This window comes from Alteromonas sp. MmMcT2-2, assembly GCF_022348305.1.
Taxonomy (GTDB): Bacteria; Pseudomonadota; Gammaproteobacteria; order Enterobacterales; family Alteromonadaceae; genus Alteromonas; species Alteromonas macleodii.
Genome location: NZ_JAKRFA010000005.1, coordinates 60,390 through 76,490, shown reverse-complemented (window position 1 = coordinate 76,490; position 16,101 = coordinate 60,390). Strand labels below are relative to the sequence as shown.

Below are 16,101 nucleotides of genomic sequence, written 5' to 3'. Positions count from 1 at the left end.
CACCCATTCATACTTACTTTCTTAATATCCCCACTTTTGCTCCCATTCATCTAAAAGAGGGGGACATTCAGAGAAAAGCGTTGGGTAGTTCTCATACTTTTGCATTGAAGACTTATACACTGGTTGACTAACTTGATAGTAGCTCGGTGTTTGGAACAAAGGCGAACTATTACTTTCTAAGGTCTTAGTCTCCCCTTCTGTCAGCCCTGAAAACTGATATATGGATGCTATAGAAGATTCAGGGTCAGCAACAACATCTTCATATTTAATGCTTATTGCTCTGTCCCTTAAGATTGGTTCCATTTTTTCCCAGCACGTGAAGACTTTATTATAAGCCTCAGCGAATTGCTCAACGGTGTACAAGTTTATTTCCTCGAACTGTAAACAACTCAACGCAACTGCCTTCGGGTTACGTAGGCAACAAAGTACTTTTGCGTTAGGAAATAAGGTCAACATTGCAGGTAAATAAGGGAAGTTAAGCGGCATCTTATCTACGATGAGTTTATTGCTGTCAACACTAGGAGAATAAGCCGTTAAATGCTCAAGATAGTCATTTGCCAAAGCGTCTAGTTCACTTTGGTTTGTCCGCTTTATATCACCCGTCTCAGGGTCAACAATCTCGCGTTCAACCATCTGGTTATAAAAGGTTTCGACAGCATCTGTTTCTTCTAATAACTCAACATTCGCATTTTTAAGTAACAAACTTTCTATCAATGTCGTTCCCGAACGAGGAAATCCAACAATAAAGAGAATGTTTGTGCTGTTACTTGACGTGTTAACGATAGGAGAAGGTGATACATCAAAACCATTGAGCATGACGCCAGAGGACAAATCTGCGAATTTACTGGAATGAAGGTTATTCACGTTATGTGCGATAAACCTGATGACCTCTTCGGCATCGCTAAAACGCTTGAGCTTTTCAAGGGTTCTAATCTTCTGGTAAAGATGAGGAAGGCTTTTGGGTTGTTTTACTAAGAAGTGCTCGTTAATTCGCAGCCCCTCTTCAAACTCTCCTTTTGCGAAGGCCAACAGCGAACGTTTTAACTCGTGTTGCTCCTTGTCGCCCTCAGCTTGAATTAATTGAATTTTGCCAAGAAACTTCTCAGCTTCAGCTAGCTCACGCCTGTTTTCGTTAATATTAAAGGCCAGCTCTAGTAACTGAATGTTATCGGTGTTTTCAAACTTTCTATTGAGGACATCAAGGTTGTCTTTAGTGGCATTGAGTAGCCAAGAAACATAGTCTAAGTACGTCAGTAACTCTTCTTTATCCGATGAATCAGCGAGGGAAAGTGATTTTTCAAGATGACGCTTTGCATGAACGTAACGCTTCGACTCCAATGCTGACAACGCCAAAAAATAGTGGATCGAATAAGAATCTGAGTACGTTGAACTTAGCATATTACTCTGCTTAGCTAATTCTCCTCTCGAATGAATTCTGTAACATGCTTCTGTATACAGTTCAGCGCTAAGTTTATCGCTTAGATGAAGACCCTCTCTTTTAATATGCGCGACCAACTGAGACCATTTTTCCTGCTGATAAAGACACTTACTCAGGCTTTGTCCGTACTGAATATTTTTAGGATTTTTTGCTATTGCTTTTTCATATGCTAACTGTGCTTCTTCATATCGGCCAAGCTCAGACATTAAATTTCCAAGTGCATGAAAAGCAACGTGGTAGTTTGGGTTAATTGCTATCGCTTTTGAAAGCTGCATTTGTGCGTCATCAAACCGCTCAGCTTCTTTTAGCAATAGCCCATAATTATACGCCACATCAGTGTTTTGAGGATAATCAGACTGAAGGCTTTCAAATATTTCAAACGACGTAGTAAATTCAGCAACCTTTCCTAGTGCCGTAGCATATACCATTTTTGCCATTGGATGCTGCTCATAGACAGGAGAAAGCGTCGATATGACTCGGCTAAATTCACCGGCACCGAACGCCTGCATTGCTTGATTTATTATTTCTTGAGTAAGTTTCATGAATATTTTATTTTTGGAGATATGTGCGTCTGTAGCAGATTTTGCAGTAATGATTTGTCTATAGTAACACGCTAAAAGTTGAATTTAAGCACTCTCAACTAACCGTGCACAAAACTAAAACCTCGAACATTAACCAAAGACTAGCCACGTATAGATACTGCAATTACAAGGTGGCCAGTCTTTATTTAGTAGGCTTCAAATTTGATTACCTACTTTCAGCTATTTTACTTTGGCGGCAAGCTCAGCAGTTTCTTTACCCAAATTTTTAAGCTGCTTAATCGTCTTTTCATCCGTAATTGCGCCATCTTCCATAAGCGTATTTACCTTCGCAATAGCTTTTTGGTTCGGCAGCACCATAGTACCTAGATTTTCAAGTAACATTCTCAGTACCACCAGCACGCGCATGCCGCCTAGCCCACCAGCAGACGCAGCCATAATTCCAGCCACCTTACCGCGATATGCTTGTAATGGCTTTTCGCCTTCCCCCATGCGCGATGCCCAGTCGATGGCATTCTTTAGTAGTGCGGGATAGCTTGAGTTGTATTCTGGTGAAGCAATAAGAAAACCATCATGGCTCATTAGCAATTCTTTGAACGCCTGTGCTTTTTCAGGCATACCAAACTCGGCTTCCTCATCTTCATTAAACAACGGCATTTGAAAGTCAGCGAGGTCTATAACGGTAACCTCTGCGCCAGCCTCACGTGCGCCCTCTGCGGCAACTTTCATAATAGCTTGGTTGAATGAACCTTTACGGGTACTACCTGCAAATGCAAGGATCTTAGTCATTTGAGTTTCCTGTCGTTAATTTAAGTAGTGTTCTAGTTGTCTGATTTATAGGAAGCTATCGCCCAATCGGTTCTAATCGAAATGTTATACCACTGTACCTGCGGTTACACGCCGCGATTACGAACATTTTAAGTCTCGCTGAGTACGCAATAATCTATGCCCACTGGTATAAGGATCACGATTAGCGCAAACGAGCGTTGTAGGGTTGACGCTTATGTTTCGCATAAAAAAAGGCTGACAATCAATGTCAGCCTCTTTGTTATCAATATGTATGTTGTACCGCGAACACTACATTTTTTCTAGTGTTTCGATGCCAAGTAGGGTTAATCCTTGCTCTAGCGTCTTGGCAACCAGAGCTGACAACGCTAGACGGCTATCGCGTACAGCTGGCTCAATACCGGCTTTTAACATCGGGCATGCTTCGTAGAATGACATAAACGCTGAAGCCACATCATAGAGGTAAGTACACAGTACATGAGGCGTGGCTTCACGAGATACTGTACCAATCACCTCTTCAAACTGCACAAGTAATACAGCTAGCGCGTGCTCTTGTTTCTCAGCAATATTGATATCTACTGGCATGGTGGCCATATCCACACCCGCTTTTCTGAACAAGCTTTTCACACGGGTATAAGCATACTGAAGGTAAGGCGCCGTGTTACCTTCAAAGCTTAGCATGGAGTCCCAGTTAAACATGTAATCAGTTGTGCGGTTTTTAGATAGGTCAGCGTATTTCACAGCGCCAATACCCACCTTGTGAGCGACTTCTTTAAGCTCGTCTTCGCTTAAATCGTTGTCGCGCTCGGCGATAAGTTTGCCCGCACGCTCAACGGCTTCATCAAGCAATTCGACCAGTTTAACTGTACCGCCAGTACGCGTTTTAAATGGCTTACCGTCACTGCCTAGCATCATTCCAAATGGGCAATGCTCGTAAGTTTGCTCTTCTTTCATAAAGCCCGCTTTACGGCCCACAATTTCAGTTTGCTTGAAGTGCAGTGCCTGACGCGCGTCAGTAAGAATCAGCGTACGGTCAGCGTTTAACTTGCCGCTGCGATAGCGCATTGCCGCAAGGTCTGTCGTTGCGTATAAATAGCCGCCACCCGACTTTTGAACGATGTAAACCGCAGGGTTACCTTCTTTATCAGCAAGCTCAGGTATAAATACTACCTGCGCACCTTGGTCTTCTACTGCAAGGCCTTTCGCTTTAAGGTCACTGATTACGTTGGCTAAATCGTCGTTGTAAGCCGACTCACCCATAATATCTTTACGGGTCAGGCTTACGTTTAGCTTGTCGTACACTTCTTCTGAGTGAGCAATAGACACGTCAATGAACTTTTCCCATAGCGCCAGACACTGAGCGTCACCACCCTGCAGCTTCACTACGTATTCACGGGCGCGGTCGGCAAAACCTTCTTCTTCGTCAAAGCGTACTTTGGCTTCGCGGTAAAAGTCTTCAAGATCAGAGAGCGCAGTTTCAGCCACTTCATCTTGTAGCTTGTCTGAAAGGTGCGCAAGCAACATGCCAAACTGTGTGCCCCAGTCGCCCATGTGATTTTGACGAATAACGTTGTGGCCCAAGAACTCAAGCACTTTAACCACAGCATCGCCGATGATAGTAGTACGCAGGTGGCCCACGTGCATTTCTTTGGCCAGGTTAGGCGATGAGTAATCAACAACAATGTTTTGTTCTTTTGACTTAGCAATACCTAAACGTGGGTCGGTTAGCGACAACTCACACTGATTAGACAGCCATTCGTCATTTAAATGAACGTTGATAAAACCAGGGCCCGCCACTTCTAGCTTGCTGGCAATATCGTCGAGCTTTACAGTCTCAACAATTTTCTCTGCAATATCGCGCGGCTTTTGCTTAAGCTGCTTGGCTAGCGCCATCGCGCCGTTAAACTGATATTCACCAAATTCAGGTCGAGCGCTGCGCGAAACTGGCACTGGCGCATTTTCTACGCCCATTTCTTGTAGAGCTTCAGTGAAACGGTTAACTAATAGTGCATGTATATTCATAATATATTGTGTCTTTGTTTAATCTTTATTAGCTTAATTTTCGCGCGTATTCTTGAACTGAATATCAGGGTAGCGCTCTTGCGCTAGCTGTAAATTCACCATAGTAGGTGCGATGTACGTCAGGTTATCGCCGCCATCTAGTGCAAGGTTTTGCTCACCTTTACGGCGGAACTCATCAAGCTTCTTCTCATTGTCAGAGTAAACCCAGCGGGCAGTGCTCACGTTAATATGCTCATAAAGTGCGTCTACGTTGTATTCGGCTTTTAATCGCGCGACTACCACGTCAAACTGAAGCACACCTACTGCGCCAACAATCAAATCGTTGTTGGCAAGCGGTCTAAACACCTGTACCGCCCCTTCCTCAGAAAGCTGGATCAGCCCTTTCAGCAGTTGCTTTTGCTTAAGCGGATCTTTCAAGCGGATGCGTTTAAATAGCTCAGGCGCAAAGTTTGGAATACCCGTAAAGCGGTAGTTATCGCCTGACGTGAAGGTGTCCCCTATGCGAATGGTACCGTGGTTGTGCAAGCCGATGATATCGCCGGCATAGGCTTCTTCTAGCAATGAACGGTCACCAGCCAAGAAGGTTAATGCATCAGAAATACGCACATCTTTACCTAATCGGCTGTTGCGCATTTTCATGCCTTTTTCGTACTTGCCCGACACAATACGACAGAATGCTATGCGGTCTCGGTGTTTCGGGTCCATGTTGGCCTGAATTTTAAATACGAAGCCACTGAACTTACCATCGGTACTTTCGATAGTCCCTTCTTCGGTTTCGCGGCCAAGTGGCGCAGGTGCCCACTCAACCAAACCGTCAAGCATATGATCAACACCGAAGTTACCTAATGCTGTACCGAAAAATACTGGCGTTAACTGGCCTTCCAAGAAAAGCTCTTGTTCAAATTCGTTAGATGCACCGCGTACAAGCTCAAGCTCGTCACGCAAGGTTTCAGCGAGGTCACTTCCTACTGCAGTATCTAACTCAGGATTATCTAACCCTTTGATGATGCGCACGTCTTGGATAGTGTGACCCTGGCCGCTTTGATACAAAATAGTTTCGTCGCGGTGAAGGTGATATACACCTTTAAAGCTTTTACCACAGCCAATTGGCCAAGTGATTGGTGCACACAGGATATCAAGCTCGGTTTCTACTTCATCGAGCAGTTCCATAGGATCGCGAATATCACGGTCAAGCTTGTTCATGAAAGTTACAATCGGCGTATCGCGCAGACGGGTAACTTCCATTAGCTTTCGAGTCCGGTCTTCTACACCTTTCGCTGCGTCGATAACCATAAGGCATGAGTCAACGGCCGTCAGTGTACGATAGGTATCTTCAGAAAAGTCTTCGTGCCCCGGAGTATCCAGCAGGTTTACTAAGTGATCGCTATATGGAAACTGCATGACCGAGGTGGTTACCGAGATACCACGCTCTTTTTCCATTTCCATCCAGTCAGATTTAGCATGCTGACCTGACTTTTTACCTTTTACGGTACCGGCAGTTTGCAGGGCGCGTCCGAATAACAATACTTTTTCGGTAATCGTGGTTTTACCCGCATCCGGGTGCGAGATGATAGCAAAGGTCCTTCGCTTATTGATTTCATTAAGAAAATCTTGGTTTGCCATGTATAAATTCTTTTAGTTTGTACACGGATTTGTACACACTTTTGGAAGTACTCTCTTTTCAGTTCTTCGCTTGTCAAATCCGTCGTGTTAATCGTAATTGGCCGCTATTTTCGCTGATCTTGACTTTATAAACAATCAATGGTTATCTAATCGGTTACCATTTACTCTCAGCGTGCGCCAATGCTCAGTTGTAGCTGTTTGCAATCGTTGCTTCTTCAGCTCATGAACAACTGTGGCTAAACCACAAATTCCTTCGCTACCAAAAATCGATGATAGCTTGTTTAACAACGCCTATAATTGAGCAGTTGCCGTTGATCGGTATTGCTGGATACTGTGGATTAAGAGGCTTCAAATATTTTTGCTCACCATCCAAGACTAATTGTTTAAAGGTTGCTTCTCTTGAATCGTCAAGCCGCGCTACAACCAATGAACCAGATGAGTAAGGAGCATCAGGATCTACAACTATAACAGCACCTTCTGGTATTGATTTTTTGCCGCTTGGATTTTCCATACTGTCGCCTTTCACGCGCAGTGCGAAACAACCTTCATGTGCTTTCCCAGTGACTTCACGCCACTCCTCTGCATCTTCAAAGGCAAATCCCTCCGCTATTTCAGTCCAATCCCCAGCCTGAACCCAATTAATAAGAGGAATACTCCCTTTAATGTCAGGCCCTACTTCTACATTACCGACCCCCAAGCCAATCTCGCCATCACCTGTGGCGAGCCAATGAGCATTCACGCGAAGCGCCTCCGCGATCTGCATGGTGTAACGAGACCTAGCCGATTTACCAGAGCAAATCTGGCTGATCGACTGCTGTTTGATACCAATGCGACGAGCCAACTCAGACTGAGTCACCCCAGTAAGCTGCAAGGCATGGTTTAGTCGTTCTGATAAAGTTTTCATAAGCCCGTATTCTACAAATAAAACTGTAGCCTTTCAACAATTTTAACTGTTGACTTATCTACAGTTTAAACTGTAACATTCAATCTTGTAACAGTTATTATTGTAACAGGAGACGGTATGGAAGTGTTCAACACGACACAAAAACATCTCCGCCGTGCCATTGACTTGGTCGGCGGGCAATCAGCATTAGCACGAGCCATCAACTCAAAACAGCAAAACGTCTGGTTTTGGTTGAATAAATCAGGGCGTGTTCCCGCTGAATTCGTTTTACCCATCGAACAAGCTACGCAAGGACAGGTAACCCGATCTCAGTTAAGACCGGACATCTACCCCGAATGCCCAAGCGAACTGAAAGCCAGTAACCAGTAGGATTTAGGGCAAGTAATGGTCAGCATTTTACGTAAACACAAAAGCGAGTACCTCCATGCGTGATTATGGCAAGGTCTATACCCGCTTTTGGCTAAAGCAAAATGTTTTGTCCTGGAGTGACTCAGCGAAGTTGCTAGGACTGTATTTGCTTACATGCCCACATTGTAATTTGCTTGGCTGCTTTCGATTGCCGATTGGTTACGTTGCTTCTGACTTGAACTGGGATGAGCAACAGGTTGCCAAGGCTCTAAATGAGTTAGAACAAGATCAGTTCCTGATTCGTTGCGAGGAATCTGGTTGGACTTTGATTCGAAGCTTTCTGAAGCACAACCCAATCGAAAACCCAAACCAAGGTAAAGCAGCCTTTCGGTTGCTTAAAGATGTACCTGCCGACTTCGTTGGTATGGCATCGCTTTTGAAATCTCTTGCCGCTTTTCAAGCTCGGCTTCCAGAAGAATTTTCATCATTGTTTACGCCTGATGGCAACCCGGTAAGGGACTCTCAACGGTCGGATGACTCTGAGAGAAGCAATAAACCAACAGTTAAAACTGTTGACCAGATACAGTTTGAAGACTTCTGGGATGTACAAATACGCAAAGAAAAAAAAGCGAAAGCCAAAGAAGAATGGCTTCGCATGGGCCTCAATGAAGACCATGAACTCGCCTTGGAAGTCCTAACACGCTGGAAAGAGCAACGAGACAACCGATTGCAGTATCAAGATCGGACTAAGACCCCTATGCCACATAACTGGCTTTTAAACCGGCAATGGGAAGACGAGTACGTTCGCATTGATGAAGTACAGCAATCATCGACGAGCCTAAAGGTCAGCAATCACCAATTGAATATTGAAGAAAGCAATCGCCGCATTGCTGAAAGCTGGGCCGGACCAGGTATTCGGGAGGTTCGTTCAAGTGCAGGAGGTTGATAAACGCGAGTTTGCTGATGTTTGGGGAGCAGCTTGGGCCATGTATGGCAAAAGCGTATCACCACAATTGCTATCCATCGCATTTGAAGCCCTTCGTGCTTATAGCATTGAAGAAGTGCGAATCGGTCTGACTCGGCATATTCAATCACCGGATACTGGGCAATTTTTTCCAAAGCCCGCTGACGTCATCAAGCATATCGATGGCAACTCGGGTTCAAGAGCCATGGTTGCTTGGAACAAAGTTGACAAGGCTGTTCGTCAGGTTGGCGCTTGGACATCCGTGATGTTTGACGATGCGCTTATTCACCGCGTGATTTCAGACATGGGGGGATGGGTTGAACTCTGCAAGGTTGACGACAGGGAATACCCCTTTAAGCAAAAAGAGTTTTTAACACGCTACCAGGCTTACTTACTGCGGGACGAAGTGAGTGAATACCCAAGGCTATTACAGGGTATTGCAGACCATCAGAACCAGCAAAAAGGATTTGATATGCAAGCGCCGGTTGCCGTGGGCGACTGGTCAAAAGCAGCACAAGTTTATACAAGAGGCATCGCTGACTTTAGCGCAGTGCCTTTGAAAAGAATAAGCCCGAAAGCCATTCAGGCGCTTCTCGGAAATCAATTAGAGGATAAAAATGAAAACGATTAAAGCAAAAACCATTGCCCTAGTGATAGCCATGTCCGCAAGCACTTCAGTCTATGCGTTTCCGGGCTATCAGTGGGAAAAAGCAGCACAAAGCGTTGGTATTGATCCAGTCATGCTCTTCGCCGTTGCCTTGGCTGAGTCGGCCTCACATCGTGGTCTTAACATGACCAGTCCATGGCCATACGCAATTCGCAATGGTTCAAATGCAACCTACGCCAAATCTAAGACAGAAGCTGAGCAACTGTTAAACCAGGCACTTCAAAAGAGTGAAAAATACCAGCTCGATATTGGCCTAATGCAAATCAATTTGCATTGGCATGGGCATCGGGTGAGCTCAGCGGCGGAACTGCTAGACCCCATCACCAACCTTACCGTCGGCTCAAGTATTTTGGCCGAAGCAATCAAGTCTTCACCAAACGATTTAGAGCTTGGCATAGGCCGCTATCACAGTTGGAACGAAGAGCGTGCACGCTGGTATGGGCAAAGAGTGCTTTCTATCTATCGCAATATTTTACATGAACTGGAGGTCCGTCAATGACAACCAATCAACAAGACTTCTATCAATTAAATTTGGCGTACCTGCACGCAGCACGGGAATTGGCGCGCATTGATCCGCAAGAGGCTGTCTTGCGCTTTGGACTTACACGCGATGTGGTTGATGCTCTGATTAATGCTGGTGTTGACGACCTGCAACGAGTGGCGACCTCATCATTCATGCTGTTTCAACCAAGGGGTAACCAAAGCCAACTGATTGAGATGGTGAAGAGCAAAGGCACCGGTATTCCAAGAATCGCTTATTTATTATCAACCCTAAACAACAAGGGGGATACATGATTGATAACCTGTCCAAAAGTGAGCTGTTTACCCGAGCCTCGCTACTTATTAAATATGGATTTCGAACAACCATTATCGCGCTCGATACTGGTTTGCCAATCCACATTATCAGAAGGCTTCACAAAGAAGTGACTGGCAAGTCACCTTGTCCTGGTCAATTGCCAGAATCTGATGCCATTGTTAAAAGCAGAAGAGCCTTAGTTGAAGGCTCCCTGCTGATGGCGCTTTATATCAATATTGGTGGTGACAATGTCTACAAGCAATTAAATATTGATGCTTTGATGAAGGCTTACGATGCGTACTTGGTTGCAAGAGAAGAAGCAGATCTTCCAGCTGAGATCCCCTGGAAAAAACTGACCATCAATGAAGGTTGGGTTCTAGCTCGTGATTTAAGATCACAGCTTGCATCCTTACACCGGTGTCGATGCGGTAGTCTGTATTTGACGGTATCTCAACAGCGCATTCAGCTTAAATGTCCTGTGTGTGAGATTATGGCCGAGCAAACCACTAGAGCACTTTTTGAGAACTAACATGCTGATGCATGATTTGATTGTGCACCGCCCGTGCACTTTGAGAGTACTAAGAAGATGACAAACTTACTTAAATCTTTACCAGCACGCTGCTGGGTTATATCACTGGGGCTTTTTCTGGCGACTTTGGCTGCGGCTCACTTTTTTCCATCAGAAATATTAACAGCATCAGCCAAGTTAGCGGCTTTACCATTTCTGTTCTGCACCGTCGTTTTTTTCGGCTACTTGGGATTCAAAGCGACCTGTAACCCCATCGGCCTAATAGCCATCATCACGATGCTTTTAGCAATCGCATATTGGCAAGCGAGTTGGACAATTGTTGGTTTGGGACTCTTTTTCATAGCTATTTGTACTGGAATTAGATTCTTGAGCAGCCAAGTTAAAGATTCGGGTAGAACTTTGAGCATTGAAGAAAAATGGTATTGGTATAAGCTCCATTCGTTTTTTGATGGCTTTTATCCAAGGTATCCCAAAAAGCCAAAAAAATAGCCAGCCCACCACAAGCTGGCTACCTTCTATTTTCAGTTCCTTCCTGATGCCTGGTTATAGGCTCTAATATCGATCAAGTTGTTCTGAGCATAATCTCCCGCAAGGGATGCATTTGAGATCACCGCTATCTGCTTATCCACAAATGCTTTATCTTCTTCGGACACACTGTCAGGGATGTAAGCGCCACTCTCATCCTTTTGACGATAGTCATTTAGCATTTGCTCCCTTAGATCAAGCATTTCAGGCGACCAACTCGATGAGTCTTCAGAGTTGAAAACGCGCCCCGCCAAACCTTCATTGAAAGCTTGAGCGAACACTTGACTTTGAATCGGGGTCAATCCCATTCTCTGCCCTTCGCTGTATGCTTCCTGTTTAAAATCATCGGCGTACTGTTCTAAGAACTCACCATACCGATTGTTAACTGCCGCACCAAATGCCCCCGCCAACATGGCTTCAGACTTAGTGCCCCAGTTTACTTCGGAGGCATACTGCGAACTCGATCCACTGTATGCATCATTAAACGCCGTCAATGGGTTTTCCAAAGAGGTTCCTGCGTCAACGGCTGCTTTTAAGCCATCCCATGTTGATTTGCTGGCCACCGTAGCATTGTGCAAGAAACCTCGTGAGCCAGGATCTTCAAGCGCCTGTTCTTTGTAACTCTCATAATCTTCGCCAAAATGATTCAAGGTATGCAATGCTGCATCAGTATGCTTGCCACTGAAATCACCAATAGCACTGGCGCTGTTGAAGAACATTTCAGCACCAGAGACTCCGCTATCATCAGCCATAATGCGAGATCGCCACTGAGAGCCAGCTTCACTGTTTAGTCCAGATTGATAGGTACTTGTGTCAGAAGCTACGGCCTGCTGGGCTTGTTGCTGATGCGCATTCAGCTGTCCATCTACACCAGAAAGATTGGTTTGGTAAGCAGATTGAGCCGAATTGAACTGCGTTTGAACTGTTGCAGCATCCTCATAGCCTCCCAAAACACCTGATTCAACTTGGCTTTGAGTGCCACCAAAAGTAGGTGCCGTTGATGACAAGCCTTCATTAGAGCGTGGCTGAATAGATCGTAAATCGGCTCCGGTAGCCATGGCCATAACAGTCATTGCTGCTTGATAGTCATTGTCTCGTTCAGCGGGCGTAGAGGAGTTGCTATAGGTTAAAGACTCCATAGCTGCTGCCACATACGCCTGATTATCATCAGGTAGCAAGCGCTGATACATTGGAAGGTTTTCACGTAATCGGTTACCTGCTTCAACATGTTGGTTCATATAGCGACCTAAATAATCCATGACTTCAGGATTATCCGCTGCTAATCGAGTTAACGTCGCACCATCCGTGTTCCTTTGTCCTGATAGACTGTAGCTGGCCTGATCAAGCTCACTAAAGCGGTTTGATGCCGTGATAACGTCTTGTGCTGAACTCTGAAGTGACTGATAGTCTTGATTAGACAACGACATCTCAACGCCAGAGCGTCTTGAATCTGAAAGGTCCTTAACCATCGCATCGCGAAACTCAGCACGTCGTGAATCACTCGATGCCAAGCTTTGCATCTCCCCAGTGAGCGTATTTGCGCTCGTAGACCGAGAACTGCCTTCTGACGACTCAACTTGGCCACTAAAGTTACCACCTAGATCCAACCCAGCTCGTACCCTTGATAGTTTTGGTACACGAGATGAATCTGGCTTATCAACTCCAGGCAAATTACCTTGTGGAGAATCATTGCCTCCCGTTCCAAGAAGCCTCCCAAGAAAACCCTTATCGGCAACTTCTTTCTCACCGGGATTAGTAATGGTTCCATCTCCACCGACCCTAAGGCCTCCCGATAACACGCCCGATACCAAGCCACGTACAGCGTCTTTTTTATCGTCTCCGAAACCATACCGTGTTTGCAGGTCATCAGTAACCTGATTAACAACGGCGCTAGATGCGGAATTAGAAGAACCGATCTGACGTCCAACCGAAGAAAGGTTGTCGTAACTTAGCTTTTCACCAAAGGTTCGGCTCATGGTATTGCCAACCTGACGGCTAAAGGCTTGAGTTGCCTGAGTCATGGATTCTTTTGCAGAGCCGACCATTGAACCCACTGCGTTTCCGACAGAGAAACTGCTTAGTAGGTTTGACGCGCCGGTCATAGCAGAACCCGTAAGGGCTGAATTCTGGAACATTGACTGTGATTGCATCACCGGGGCATTTTTCGCGACATCTGGACTTGCCATCTTTTCATCAATGGCATCACCGTTTTGAAGACGTCCAGCCAAGTGGGTTGCAGTTATTGCTGAGCCATACACGAGCATGAGCGAAATCGCCGGAACACTCGACGCCAACATGCCGCCAGTAGCTATCCAGGTTTGCAGCACTGAATCCATCTGCATCATCCCAGCAAAAGATGGCACTTCTGTACCTGCAAAGGCATCAAGAGCCGACATTTTCCCAGCAACAGTTAAATGGATATATAGGTTAATGATGGCCATGACAGGCATCCAAAGTTGAATCCAAAGCAGGATTAACAAGTACTTCCCGGCCATTCGCATCCCGATTTGGCCAAGGGCTATCACAAAGGCCATCAAAGGGGTGATGGCGTAAATGAATCCCTCAAAAAATGTCATCATCGGACGAACGATACTTTGGAACAGGGTCTGCTCTGCCGCCCATTGCGTATTGCGCTGCTCAATCGCTTGGTTAACCATAACGGCTGCGGTGAAAGCTTGATCATCCATATATTTGCCCGTCACGCTTTGCTCATAAATAGGCAAAAGCACCGACGCGGTCATGTACTCTTGGGTGTTAACCGAAGCCAAACCAAGGTTATTCAGTGCATTTCGGATCACGTCATCAGTGTCCGTTGCTGACGAAGTCCCCAATGAGGCCGACAGAACCTGTTTAAGCCTTGGAATGAAGGTTGATTCTGTTATGAGTTTCAGCTGGCTGTAGGCATCGGTGCAGTCCAGATCGCTACTGCTACCACTGAGCATGATTCGAGTGCCATAAATGCGCGAATCAAACTTAATCGCAGTCATCGGGTTAGGATCACTCAGCACCTGATCGAGGTTCTTTTGGCCGATGTCGATACCAATCAAGGTGCATTCTTTGATGTAGTTAAACCACGATTGTTCGATATCTGAGCCACCGACACGATTTGCATCACCCAACCCAGAGCGATCCATCACCTGTTTTCTCACTTTAATCAGTGACTGTAAACTGGATGCAAAGCCGTATTCCGTCATGGCGGGAGTTGAGAACGCCGTTTCAAACAATCGCGTGATTTGAAAGCCAACAGTCGAAATCGTACTGCCTGCGGCAGCAACACCGATGGGCACATTATCAACCACTCGAACTTGTCCCGTGTACGCATCCTCAATGCTCACTCGGGTACTGGGCCCAAACATGGTTGCAAAGACTAGCCATGAGACTAAAACATGTTGAAAGTTAATCCCACGACCACCTTGCATTAAGGCCTGAACAGAGACCATCAATACCCCAATGAGCAAGCCAATGCGAACCATTGAAGTAAAATCGCCTGTACCAGTGATCATCGCGACAGCGTTCAGGACCTGCTCTAAAAAAGCCGAATCCCCGATGGAATAGATCTCCCACATAACCTATTCCCCCAGCGCCGTAGATTTAACGGTGTAATAACGCTGTTTGCGAATGGTCTGAATCACTTGGTTAAAGTGCGCCAGCAATTCTTGCTCTGAGCCGTATCTTCGCTGCAACGCGGCGTACTCCTCATTGATTTGGCGACGTGCACGTTCAAGATCTTCCGTTAACAACTTCGCATAGGCATGATCTTCCACACCCGATGTGCTTCTAGCTGCGTTGAGCATGTCTTCAACCAATGCTCGGGCCATCTCAACAGCAATAAATGGAGCCGCTCGTGAAGCAAACGACCTAGCAGCCCCTTCATTTAATGCAGAAAGTGTTCTAATCATGCCGCCAATGCTCGCGGGAGCCGAGGTCATAAAAGCCTGTTCGGTGGTGCTAGCAGCCCCTGTATTTCGAGCAAATTTAAAAATAATGCCGTTACTAGAACCTGTACCAAGAAGTAAATTTTCTACCTGAGTTGATAACCCGGTAAGGGTCACGTTAGTGATTGTCGGGTTCAAACAACCGTCTTGCGTCACTGTGTCACATCGGTACATAGCGACGTTACCGCCGTGAATTAGATGCTCAATAGTCACTTTATTGCCATTCAGTCTGGTCAGTTTCGGGGCTTTACCTTGGCCATCAGCGGCATTAGCTAGATCACCAACAATGATCGAACCCGTCACCGACATAACTGCTTCAAGAAAACGGTCATCCCCCGATGCAAACCAGCTTGATGCCGAATGACGTTTCAGTGCTCGCCAAACCAAATTACCTTTAATCGTTCTGTTTACATCAGATGCCGCGACACTCGAAGCGTTCTCATATGGGTTCTTACCATTGGATTCACTCCAACTGGTAAAAACGTCTCCAGCCCCTTTAAGTGAGCTCAACATGCTGGCTTCTGTTTGCCCCTTTATACCAAAAGCAGCCAGGGTATCGTTCACAACTCCCTGAGCCATTTGACAGGAATTGCCGAAATACTCGTTCAACTGCTGGATTTTCTTTTGCAGTGTCTCCATGTGCTGGGAGCATTTCTCACACATAGCACTGAGCGCCAATTGGAATGCGTACCCCTTGGCGTTTGCAGCAACAGAGCGAAGTAATTGAACAAACTGATCCGCGTTAACAAATGACAAACTTCCCGCGAACATATCAATGCCACCACAACCGGCTTGGAATGACGGAGGCACCATAGAGACGAGGTTCTCGTTCATGATTCTGTTACGGACAACAACGCTTCCACCAGATATAACGCCACGCCGCTGACTCTCGAATACACCTGGCGCAGTGGTGTTGGTCATTGAACCAAACAACTGGTTCATCTCCTGTTGCAAGCTTGCTTGGCTCATAGATGAAAAACCAATCGCACAGGCGATTAGCGATACTCGGAATACTTTTTTCATCG

General features: G+C 45.8%; 14 protein-coding genes. 7 read left to right on the top strand and 7 right to left on the bottom strand.

Going from position 1 to position 16,101, the window contains the following annotated elements:
- Positions 1 to 21: 21 nt before the first annotated feature.
- From MHM99_RS04945 to MHM99_RS04925, 5 genes are all read right to left on the bottom strand, one after another.
- Positions 22 to 1,980, bottom strand: a complete 1,959-nt coding sequence (locus MHM99_RS04945) for a sulfotransferase (RefSeq protein ID WP_239218378.1) — start codon at positions 1,978 to 1,980, stop codon at positions 22 to 24.
- A gap of 219 nt (positions 1,981 to 2,199) precedes the next feature.
- Complete coding sequence (locus MHM99_RS04940; protein WP_014975958.1) at positions 2,200 to 2,766, bottom strand: NAD(P)H-dependent oxidoreductase; 567 nt, start codon at positions 2,764 to 2,766, stop codon at positions 2,200 to 2,202.
- 288 nt (positions 2,767 to 3,054) lie between these two features.
- Positions 3,055 to 4,785, bottom strand: coding sequence for an arginine--tRNA ligase (argS, locus tag MHM99_RS04935; protein ID WP_239218376.1), 1,731 nt, complete (start codon positions 4,783 to 4,785; stop codon positions 3,055 to 3,057).
- A 33-nt stretch (positions 4,786 to 4,818) separates the two neighbouring features.
- Complete coding sequence (prfC, locus tag MHM99_RS04930; protein WP_061094535.1) at positions 4,819 to 6,408, bottom strand: peptide chain release factor 3; 1,590 nt, start codon at positions 6,406 to 6,408, stop codon at positions 4,819 to 4,821.
- Between the two features lie 256 nt (positions 6,409 to 6,664).
- Positions 6,665 to 7,312, bottom strand: coding sequence for a LexA family transcriptional regulator (locus MHM99_RS04925; RefSeq protein ID WP_015066602.1), 648 nt, complete (start codon positions 7,310 to 7,312; stop codon positions 6,665 to 6,667).
- A gap of 117 nt (positions 7,313 to 7,429) precedes the next feature.
- On the opposite strand from MHM99_RS04925, the gene MHM99_RS04920 reads away from it, so the two are divergent.
- From MHM99_RS04920 to eexS, 7 genes are read left to right on the top strand one after another with little or no spacing between them, the layout of a single operon-like run.
- Complete coding sequence (locus tag MHM99_RS04920) at positions 7,430 to 7,681, top strand: helix-turn-helix domain-containing protein (RefSeq protein WP_000451746.1); 252 nt, start codon at positions 7,430 to 7,432, stop codon at positions 7,679 to 7,681.
- A gap of 55 nt (positions 7,682 to 7,736) precedes the next feature.
- Positions 7,737 to 8,606 carry a hypothetical protein gene (locus tag MHM99_RS04915; protein WP_015066601.1) on the top strand — a complete coding sequence of 290 codons (870 nt, stop codon included), beginning with the start codon at positions 7,737 to 7,739 and terminating at the stop codon, positions 8,604 to 8,606.
- Positions 8,593 to 9,255 carry a DUF6475 domain-containing protein gene (locus tag MHM99_RS04910; RefSeq protein ID WP_015066600.1) on the top strand — a complete coding sequence of 221 codons (663 nt, stop codon included), beginning with the start codon at positions 8,593 to 8,595 and terminating at the stop codon, positions 9,253 to 9,255. The genes MHM99_RS04915 and MHM99_RS04910 overlap by 14 nt, the downstream gene beginning before the upstream one ends.
- Positions 9,242 to 9,790: a lytic transglycosylase domain-containing protein gene (locus MHM99_RS04905; RefSeq protein ID WP_015066599.1), complete on the top strand. Its 549-nt coding sequence runs from the start codon at positions 9,242 to 9,244 to the stop codon at positions 9,788 to 9,790. The genes MHM99_RS04910 and MHM99_RS04905 overlap by 14 nt, the downstream gene beginning before the upstream one ends.
- Positions 9,787 to 10,086, top strand: a complete 300-nt coding sequence (locus tag MHM99_RS04900; protein ID WP_015066598.1) for a flagellar transcriptional regulator FlhD — start codon at positions 9,787 to 9,789, stop codon at positions 10,084 to 10,086. The genes MHM99_RS04905 and MHM99_RS04900 overlap by 4 nt, the downstream gene beginning before the upstream one ends.
- The gene (locus MHM99_RS04895) at positions 10,083 to 10,616 is read left to right on the top strand and encodes a FlhC family transcriptional regulator (RefSeq protein ID WP_015066597.1); all 534 of its coding nucleotides are present in this window, start codon (positions 10,083 to 10,085) and stop codon (positions 10,614 to 10,616) included. Before MHM99_RS04900 ends, MHM99_RS04895 begins: the two co-directional genes overlap by 4 nt.
- Positions 10,617 to 10,673: 57 nt before the next feature.
- Positions 10,674 to 11,105, top strand: coding sequence for an entry exclusion protein EexS (gene eexS / locus MHM99_RS04890; RefSeq protein ID WP_015066596.1), 432 nt, complete (start codon positions 10,674 to 10,676; stop codon positions 11,103 to 11,105).
- A 32-nt stretch (positions 11,106 to 11,137) separates the two neighbouring features.
- On the opposite strand, the gene MHM99_RS04885 is transcribed toward eexS, so the two are convergent.
- On the bottom strand, positions 11,138 to 14,707 hold the full coding sequence (locus MHM99_RS04885; protein WP_015066595.1) for a conjugal transfer protein TraG N-terminal domain-containing protein: 3,570 nt from the start codon (positions 14,705 to 14,707) through the stop codon (positions 11,138 to 11,140).
- Positions 14,708 to 14,710: 3 nt separating this feature from the next.
- A complete protein-coding gene (locus MHM99_RS04880) occupies positions 14,711 to 16,099 on the bottom strand; it encodes a conjugal transfer protein TraH (protein ID WP_015066594.1) in 1,389 nt (462 codons plus the stop codon).
- Positions 16,100 to 16,101: the final 2 nt, after the last annotated feature.

Bases quoted from the DNA above. Each gene is read 5' to 3' on its own strand.
- MHM99_RS04945 (WP_239218378.1), bottom strand. From the start codon at position 1,980: ATGAAACTTACTCAAGAAATAATAAATCAAGCAATGCAGGCGTTCGGT.
- MHM99_RS04940 (WP_014975958.1), bottom strand. From the start codon at position 2,766: ATGACTAAGATCCTTGCATTTGCAGGTAGTACCCGTAAAGGTTCATTC.
- argS (WP_239218376.1), bottom strand. From the start codon at position 4,785: ATGAATATACATGCACTATTAGTTAACCGTTTCACTGAAGCTCTACAA.
- prfC (WP_061094535.1), bottom strand. From the start codon at position 6,408: ATGGCAAACCAAGATTTTCTTAATGAAATCAATAAGCGAAGGACCTTT.
- MHM99_RS04925 (WP_015066602.1), bottom strand. From the start codon at position 7,312: ATGAAAACTTTATCAGAACGACTAAACCATGCCTTGCAGCTTACTGGG.
- MHM99_RS04920 (WP_000451746.1), top strand. From the start codon at position 7,430: ATGGAAGTGTTCAACACGACACAAAAACATCTCCGCCGTGCCATTGAC.
- MHM99_RS04915 (WP_015066601.1), top strand. From the start codon at position 7,737: ATGCGTGATTATGGCAAGGTCTATACCCGCTTTTGGCTAAAGCAAAAT.
- MHM99_RS04905 (WP_015066599.1), top strand. From the start codon at position 9,242: ATGAAAACGATTAAAGCAAAAACCATTGCCCTAGTGATAGCCATGTCC.
- MHM99_RS04900 (WP_015066598.1), top strand. From the start codon at position 9,787: ATGACAACCAATCAACAAGACTTCTATCAATTAAATTTGGCGTACCTG.
- MHM99_RS04895 (WP_015066597.1), top strand. From the start codon at position 10,083: ATGATTGATAACCTGTCCAAAAGTGAGCTGTTTACCCGAGCCTCGCTA.
- eexS (WP_015066596.1), top strand. From the start codon at position 10,674: ATGACAAACTTACTTAAATCTTTACCAGCACGCTGCTGGGTTATATCA.
- MHM99_RS04885 (WP_015066595.1), bottom strand. From the start codon at position 14,707: ATGTGGGAGATCTATTCCATCGGGGATTCGGCTTTTTTAGAGCAGGTC.
- MHM99_RS04880 (WP_015066594.1), bottom strand. From the start codon at position 16,099: ATGAAAAAAGTATTCCGAGTATCGCTAATCGCCTGTGCGATTGGTTTT.